The following is a 7,374-nucleotide window of genomic DNA, read 5'->3' as shown; positions in this document are numbered from 1 at the left end:
GGTTTCTCCCTGCGAGGGTAGGACGTTGCCACGCAAACTGTATAAGCTGGGCCTTGTGCCCAGCTTATTTTGTAGAGATTTTTATGTGGAAGATGTTTTGTATTATAGGAATTTTGAGAGGAAGTTTGCTATAATGAAACGGATGATAAAGGAGGAGGTAGAATGATGAAATGGATTAAAAGTACGATGATTATAGCGTTTCTATTCATTTTGACGGCTTGTGGGAAGAGTTTATCGACCGAAGCAGTGCAAGAACAAGTAGTCACTTCTGCTGACTCGATTGCAAATTATCATATTACCGTAAAGCAATCGGACTATAAAGAAGGGACGAAAACGCCTTCTGCCCAAACCATTGCCAGTGCGAGCGCTTGGAAAGATGGTACGGGATACGGTTCTAAAATCGATAAGACTTCCGGGAAAGTGACGAATCAACTCGAAGTGATTGCCGATGCGAATATCGGTTTTATTCGCTATTATCAAGATAAATGGGAACAAACCATTACAGCGACTTCCAGCTTACAAAACACAGTCGTTTTTCCATATGCAAAACTGGTTCAATTTACCAAAGAAATCCATCAACTCGTTCCTTGGACGAAGGAGTGGCAAAGTTATGAGAAATCCTATTCTGGAGACGATGAAACGATTCGTAAGGCATTAACGTCCATTCTTGGAATTGCGACGAATGATACGTCAAAAGTGGAGTTGAAAATCAAGACCGATGCCGCTGGAAATCTCATCACAAATGTGGAGATTACAGTTGTTGATGAAGGCGAGCAAACCCGCAAAGAATATACGATTGCGTACTTACAATTCAATGAACAACAAAAGAAAGCTTTGCCTCAGTAAGGGCAGAGCTTTTTTCGTAAAATAAACCGGTATGACTACAAAAAAAGGCACTTTTTTGTTACAATAGAAAAGAACAAAATATTGCGAGAAATGAAGAACATTTTGTAGACATGCGAGAGGGAGAATGCTTGCATTCTCCCTTTTTTAGAACAAGAAACATGGAGGAAGAGTATGGGACGTGTGATATCCGTTGCCAATCAGAAAGGTGGAGTTGGAAAGACAACTTCAACCGTCAGTTTAGCGGCTGCGTTGGCGGTCAATGGCAAAAAAGTATTAATTATTGATAGTGATCCTCAAGGGAACGCAACGAGCGGTCTTGGCGTACAAAAAGGGGAACTCGAACAAGATGTATATGATGTTTTAGTCAACCAAGTACCGATGGCGGACGTGATTGTTCCGACGAGTCGTGAAAACTTGATGATTGCCCCTTCGACGATTCAGTTAGCAGGTGCGGAAATTGAGTTAACGAGTCAACCTCGCCGTGAGCAACGATTGAAAGAGGCTGTGAAGAAAATCAAAGATGATTACGATTATATCTTTATCGACTGTCCTCCTTCACTAGGTCATTTAACGATGAATGCTTTTACCGCTAGTGATACGGTATTAATTCCAGTGCAGTGCGAATATTATGCGTTGGAAGGATTATCACAACTCATGAACACCATCACGATGGTTCGCAAGCACTTTAATCCTCAGTTGAAGATTGAGGGCGTTCTCCTAACGATGTACGATGCGCGTACGAACTTGGGAAATGAAGTCAAAGAGGATGTGATTAAGTATTTCCGTGAGAAAGTCTATAAAACAATCATCCCTCGAAACGTCCGTCTGTCTGAAGCACCAAGTTATGGGCAAGCGATTGTGGACTATGACCCCCGTTCTAGAGGTGCGGAAGTATACATGGAGTTAGCAAAGGAAGTGTTGGCACATGAGTAAAAATCAAAAAGGAAAAGGCCTTGGACGTGGAATCGACGCGTTGTTTATGAATGACTTAGATACCCTCGATGCCTTAGAACAAGTACAAGAAACTGAGCAAATTCAACAGATTGCTGTTTCAGAGATTCGTCCAAATCCTTATCAACCGCGTAAAGAGTTTGATGAGGAAGGTTTAGCAGAACTAGCGGAATCGATTCGCCAAAATGGAGTTTTCCAACCGATTATCGTGCGCAAATCTAAAATTAAAGGATATGAATTAGTTGCTGGGGAACGTCGTCTGCGTGCGTCTAAATTAGCTGAGAAAGAAACGATTCCAGCTATTGTACGTGACTACTCAGAGGAAACGATGATTCAAATCGCAGTTGTTGAAAACTTACAACGCGAGAACTTGAAGCCTTTAGATGAAGCGATGGCGTATCGTACATTAATGGATTCATTGAAATTAAAACAAGAAGAAGTAGCAAGCCGAGTAGGGAAGAGCCGTTCATACGTGGCGAACTTCTTACGATTACTAACCTTGCCAGCTGCAGTACAAGAACTCGTACAAAATGGATCTCTTTCAGCAGGGCATGCGCGTACGCTTCTTGGATTAAAAGACCAAACAAAAATTGGTGCTGTGGCTAAAAAGGCCGTGAAAGAAAATCTAACGGTACGTGCCTTAGAAACTTTAGTCCAATCCATCAATGAACCTGTTAAGAAAACCACGAAGAAAATCCAAAAACCGAAAAAATCGATGTATATCGTTGAATCGGAAGAACGTTTAATGGATAAATTCGGAACAAGCGTGCAAATCGTTGAAAAAGGCGAACGTGGTAAAATCGAAATCGAGTATCTTTCTCAAAAAGATTTAACCCGTATTTTAGAAGTATTAGAAATCGAATTAGACGATTAATAAAGGAGTCTTTATGAAAGCAGGAACAACGTATCAATTACACGATCATGTGGAAATGAAAAAACCGCATGCGTGCCAGACGAATTCCTGGGAAATCATCCGTATGGGGATGGACATTCGTATCAAGTGTGATCACTGTGGTCAAATGGTCCTAATGCCAAGACGGGAATTCGAGAAGAAGATGAAAAAGGTCACTGTAGTAGCGGCCGAAGAAAACAAATAAAGAAAGAGTGTGACAAATGGCCTTAACAGCTGGAATCGTCGGCTTACCAAACGTTGGGAAGTCAACATTATTTAATGCAATTACAAAAGCAGGGGTCGAAGCGGCGAACTATCCGTTTGCGACAATTGACCCAAACGTCGGAGTGGTAGAAGTACCAGATCACCGTTTACAAAAATTAACGGAATTAGTAAAACCAAAGAAAACTGTTCCGACGACTTTTGAATTTACCGACATCGCGGGGATCGTTAAAGGGGCAAGCCGTGGGGAAGGTCTTGGGAATAAATTCTTAAGCCACATCCGTCAAGTAGACGCGATTTGCCAAGTGGTTCGTTGCTTTGAAGATGAGAACATCACACACGTGGCGGGGAAAGTAGACCCAATCGCTGACATCGAAACAATCAACCTAGAGTTAGTGTTGGCCGACCTTGAGTCAGTGGACAAACGGATTGCTCGTGTGGCAAAAATTGCGAAAACTAAAGATAAAGACGCGGTGGCAGAACTAGCGGTCTTAGAAAAAATCAAACCCGTGTTAGAAGAAGGAAAATTAGCACGTACGATTGAATTCACTGATGAAGAACTTCCAATCGTGAAAGGCTTATTCCTTTTAACAACAAAACCAATGCTTTATATCGCAAATATCTCCGAAGATGACGTGATGGAAGGCGGCCGTAATCAATACGTACAATTAGTGGAAGACTATGCTGCCAAAGAAGATGCAGAAGTCGTTGTTATCTGTGCGAAAATTGAAGAAGAAGTGGCAGAACTTGAGGAAGAAGAAAAACAAGCCTTCCTAGAAGAAATGGGAATTGAAGTTTCTGGCTTAGACATCTTAATCCAAAAAGCGTATCACTTATTAGGCTTGGCGACTTACTTTACAGCTGGAGAACAAGAAGTACGCGCGTGGACATTCCGCCGTGGCATGAAAGCTCCGCAATGTGCGGGAATCATCCACTCAGACTTCGAGCGTGGATTCATCCGTGCCGAAACGGTTGCGTATGCAGACCTACTGGAATACGGTAGTATGACAGCTGCAAAAGAGAACGGAAAAGTTCGTCAAGAAGGTAAAGAATATGTCGTGCAAGACGGCGACGTAATGCTCTTTAGATTTAATGTGTAAGGATAACGGAGGATTGTAGTATGTCAGAACAAAACGTACCAGAAGTAGTGTCAGTAGACGCTCAAAAAGCAAAATTAACAAGTAAAAATGAACAATATATCTATCAATTAGAACGCGCATTGAAAGAAGCAGGATTTGACGAAGCGCAAGTCGAAAAAGAATTATCAGTGATGCTTCCTCAAATCATCGAACATCAAAAATCAGGGGTGACTGCACGTCAATTATTCGGAACGGTAACAGAACGCGTGCATGCGATTGTCAACGGACCTGCTAAAGATCCAGATGCAAAATCTCCAGATTGGCAAATCGCTTTAGATGGTGGTTTATTAGTAGGCGGTTTATTCGCTCTAGTAACAGGAGTGATGTTGATGTTAAATCCAGACTCAGGTTCACAACCAATGGGATTATTAACATTAATTATCAACTTTATCGCAGGAGCGTTCGTAATGTTAGCTATTTCGAAAAATGCTCCTAAATTTGACAATCCAAAAGGTCAACGTGGATACATTCGTTACTTAGTAGTAAGTACAGTGGCGATGGTTGCTTGGTTACTCTTAGTCGTAGCAAGCCAATCCTTCATTCCAAATGCCATCAATCTTGTAATGAGTTATGAATGGTACTTACTCATTGGAGCAGCAGCATTAGCGGCTAAATTCTACTTGAAGAAAAAATTAAATATTGTTGGATCAGTAATGTAAGAGAGTACAAACAAGTGTGAGATGATGGCGAAGTTCCTTCGTGGACAATCCCGCAGTGATTTCACACTTTTTTTGACAGTTTAGAGGTGAAAACATGAATCGAAAAATACGTTACATCATTACGTTTTTATTAGGATTAGTGGCCTTCTTTGGATTTAGTTCGAGTGTCGATGCTCGTAGCTTAAAAGTAGACAAGTACGATATCACCGTGAATATTTTAGAAAACGGCGATGTTCAGTTTCTAGAAAAAATTACGTTTCAGGCAGATGGTTCTTATAATGGAGTGTTCTATAACTTAGACTACTCAGGGTTTAGAGAACCAACGGATGTAACTGCCTTTTTGGAGACGGGTTCTGGAGCGGTAGAAATGCCTCAAAATTCAACGGGAACGAGTGGCACCTATCAGCTCACTCATGAAGGGGATAAATTAAAATTTAAAGTCTTCACACCGTTTTCGAATTCGAGAAGAACCGTTACCTTCCAATATACGATTCCAAAATTAATTACAAACTACGAAGACACAGCGGAATTAAACCGTAAAGTTGTTGGTACACAGTGGGAAATCGACCAAGAAAACATCACCGTCAAAGTTAACCTTCCGGGAAATGCGTCTAAAGAAACGCTTCGTGCTTGGGGACATGGGGCTGGTCAAAACGGGAATGTAAAAATTGCCGATGACTACAAGTCTGTGACCTTCACAGCTCCTTCTAATAAGAGTGGGGATTTCGTTGAAGTGCATATGATTTTCCCACAAACATTGACTCCAGGAAATACCAATGTAGTGAACCGAAAAGCCTTTGATGAGATTGTGGCGCAAGAAGAAAAATTGTTGCAACAAGAAGAAGGCATGAAGACGCTAGGGTCTATCGGTGTGTATATCGGGTGGATATTGATGTTTGTGAACTTAATCTTTGCGTGGGTTAAAGGCTTCTTTGCCAACCGTAAGAGACTGCAAAAAGTTCCTCACGTTCCAGATCATCTTTTTGAAATTCCTGAAGATATTACTCCGGCTATTATGAACAAAGCGATTTATGGCAAGAGTACGATGAAAGATTTAAGTGCAACGGTTATGGATTTAGTCCGCAAGAAGATTTTAACCTTGTCGGAAACACAACCACATGAAATTAAACTCGTTGGAGATGTATCGAAACTTCTTCGTCACGAGAAATTGGCAGTGAAATTGCTCTTTGAAGACGTGGGCGGTGGAGATGATACCATCTACCTAAAGGATATTAAAGAATACGCTGAAGATCATCCAAAAGCGTATTATAATGCAGCCACTAGTTGGTTGAATGCAGTGGATACTGCTGCAGAAAAACATCGTGTGGACCGTTTTACAAAAGGAGAACCAGAGGCGAGAAACTATTTTGCAGGTTGTTTTGTATTCCTACTTGTAGCAGCCACTTTCGGGTTGAGCCTTTTAAGTAAGAACCCAGTATTGGCTGCCCTTACGTTTATCTTTGCCCTTGTTTTAATTCCTCTGACATTAATCGGAGGTGGAGCAGCAGCAAAGAGACGTACACTTGAAGGTGAGTACCGTTACCGTCAATGGCAAGCCTTTAAACAAATGCTGAAAGACCTCTCTCCAATGAAGAGAATTGAAGATTTACCAAGTATTCAACTGTGGGATCACTTCTTAGTTTATGCCATTTCTTTAGGCGTAGCGGAACATGTGATTAAAGTGTTGAAGAAATTAATACCAGACCAACTACCAGACAGTGTGTTCTATTCAAGTCAAACAGGAACGATTTACTATCCTATTGCGGACTTTAATAGTGCCTTCTCAAGCTCATACAACAGTTCTAGCTCTTATGTCAATGGAGGTAGCAACTCTGGCGGGTTCGGCGGAGGATTCTCTGGCGGATCGAGCGGCGGTAGTGGTGGCGGATCCGGCGGTGGCGGATTCTAACGAAGGAGAATTTATGTTAAACGAAATGATGCACAGACCCGTTGTCAAACCGGAACTGGTCGAGTACATGCGCACAAGTCAACGCCGTTTTCCGGGGGGCTTAGGCGAATTAGAAAATATGGCTAATGAATTAGGAATTCCCATTATTCCTCATGAAACAGCTGTTTTTCTAGATTTTATAGTTGGACTAACCCAACCAAAGAATGTTTTAGAAATTGGGACAGCAGTTGGATTCTCAGCGAGTCTAATGGCAACAGCTTCACCACAGGCAAAAGTCACAACCATTGACCGCTATGAGTTAATGTATAGCCGTGCCAAAGCAAACTTTGAGAAATTAGGCTTAGCCGACCGAATCACCCAATTGGAAGGCGATGCAGCCGATATTTTACCAACACTGGAACAAGGAAAATATGACTTCCTCTTTATGGATAGTGCTAAAGCAAAATATATTGAGTTCTTCCCCTACTGCATGGACGTTCTAGAAGTTGGTGGCGTGCTGGTCGTGGATGATATTTTCCAAGGAGGAACGATTTTAGAAGATGTGATGGAGCGTCCAAGACGTGTGCGTAAAATTCATCGCCGTCTCAATATGTTTCTTGATTTAGTACAAAGCGACCCAACCTTAAAATCAACCTTACTTCCTTTAGGGGATGGGATTATTATGATTCAAAAAATGGAAGAGAAAGATTTCAAGTATATTTTAGAAGACTTGTAAATTAATCATGGAAATATGGCTTGAAAAGTTTTACAATAAGT

The 7,374-nt window shown here is 41.5% G+C and carries 8 protein-coding genes; all 8 read left to right on the top strand.

What is annotated here, in order from left to right; genetic code table 11:
* The first annotated feature begins 162 nt into the window (after positions 1 to 162).
* The 8 genes from HMPREF3106_RS01210 (at position 163) to HMPREF3106_RS01175 (ending at position 7,333) form a co-directional block, all read left to right on the top strand.
* Positions 163 to 846 (top strand): hypothetical protein, encoded by a 684-nt coding sequence (locus HMPREF3106_RS01210; protein WP_049555134.1) that lies wholly within the window; start codon positions 163 to 165, stop codon positions 844 to 846.
* 171 nt (positions 847 to 1,017) lie between these two features.
* Positions 1,018 to 1,779, top strand: a complete 762-nt coding sequence (locus tag HMPREF3106_RS01205; protein WP_049555133.1) for a ParA family protein — start codon at positions 1,018 to 1,020, stop codon at positions 1,777 to 1,779.
* Positions 1,772 to 2,671 carry a ParB/RepB/Spo0J family partition protein gene (locus HMPREF3106_RS01200; protein ID WP_049555132.1) on the top strand — a complete coding sequence of 300 codons (900 nt, stop codon included), beginning with the start codon at positions 1,772 to 1,774 and terminating at the stop codon, positions 2,669 to 2,671. Before HMPREF3106_RS01205 ends, HMPREF3106_RS01200 begins: the two co-directional genes overlap by 8 nt.
* A 13-nt stretch (positions 2,672 to 2,684) precedes the next feature.
* Entirely contained in the window at positions 2,685 to 2,894 is a 210-nt protein-coding gene (locus HMPREF3106_RS01195; RefSeq protein ID WP_048711626.1) for a DUF951 domain-containing protein, read from the top strand.
* A gap of 16 nt (positions 2,895 to 2,910) precedes the next feature.
* Positions 2,911 to 4,011, top strand: a complete 1,101-nt coding sequence (gene ychF / locus HMPREF3106_RS01190) for a redox-regulated ATPase YchF (RefSeq protein WP_049555131.1) — start codon at positions 2,911 to 2,913, stop codon at positions 4,009 to 4,011.
* Positions 4,012 to 4,031: 20 nt separating this feature from the next.
* Complete coding sequence (locus HMPREF3106_RS01185; RefSeq protein ID WP_049555130.1) at positions 4,032 to 4,709, top strand: DUF1129 domain-containing protein; 678 nt, start codon at positions 4,032 to 4,034, stop codon at positions 4,707 to 4,709.
* A 94-nt stretch (positions 4,710 to 4,803) separates the two neighbouring features.
* The gene (locus HMPREF3106_RS09505; RefSeq protein WP_049555129.1) at positions 4,804 to 6,618 is read left to right on the top strand and encodes a DUF2207 domain-containing protein; all 1,815 of its coding nucleotides are present in this window, start codon (positions 4,804 to 4,806) and stop codon (positions 6,616 to 6,618) included.
* Positions 6,619 to 6,631: 13 nt separating this feature from the next.
* Entirely contained in the window at positions 6,632 to 7,333 is a 702-nt protein-coding gene (locus HMPREF3106_RS01175; protein WP_070443872.1) for an O-methyltransferase, read from the top strand.
* The last annotated feature ends 41 nt before the right edge of the window (positions 7,334 to 7,374 follow it).

Source organism: Granulicatella sp. HMSC31F03, assembly GCF_001807725.1.
Classification (GTDB): domain Bacteria; phylum Bacillota; class Bacilli; order Lactobacillales; family Aerococcaceae; genus Granulicatella; species Granulicatella adiacens.
This window is presented reverse-complemented; position numbering and strand designations above follow the sequence as displayed.

Bases quoted from the DNA above. Each gene is read 5' to 3' on its own strand.
- HMPREF3106_RS01210 (WP_049555134.1), top strand. From the start codon at position 163: ATGATGAAATGGATTAAAAGTACGATGATTATAGCGTTTCTATTCATT.
- HMPREF3106_RS01205 (WP_049555133.1), top strand. From the start codon at position 1,018: ATGGGACGTGTGATATCCGTTGCCAATCAGAAAGGTGGAGTTGGAAAG.
- HMPREF3106_RS01200 (WP_049555132.1), top strand. From the start codon at position 1,772: ATGAGTAAAAATCAAAAAGGAAAAGGCCTTGGACGTGGAATCGACGCG.
- HMPREF3106_RS01195 (WP_048711626.1), top strand. From the start codon at position 2,685: ATGAAAGCAGGAACAACGTATCAATTACACGATCATGTGGAAATGAAA.
- ychF (WP_049555131.1), top strand. From the start codon at position 2,911: ATGGCCTTAACAGCTGGAATCGTCGGCTTACCAAACGTTGGGAAGTCA.
- HMPREF3106_RS01185 (WP_049555130.1), top strand. From the start codon at position 4,032: ATGTCAGAACAAAACGTACCAGAAGTAGTGTCAGTAGACGCTCAAAAA.
- HMPREF3106_RS09505 (WP_049555129.1), top strand. From the start codon at position 4,804: ATGAATCGAAAAATACGTTACATCATTACGTTTTTATTAGGATTAGTG.
- HMPREF3106_RS01175 (WP_070443872.1), top strand. From the start codon at position 6,632: ATGTTAAACGAAATGATGCACAGACCCGTTGTCAAACCGGAACTGGTC.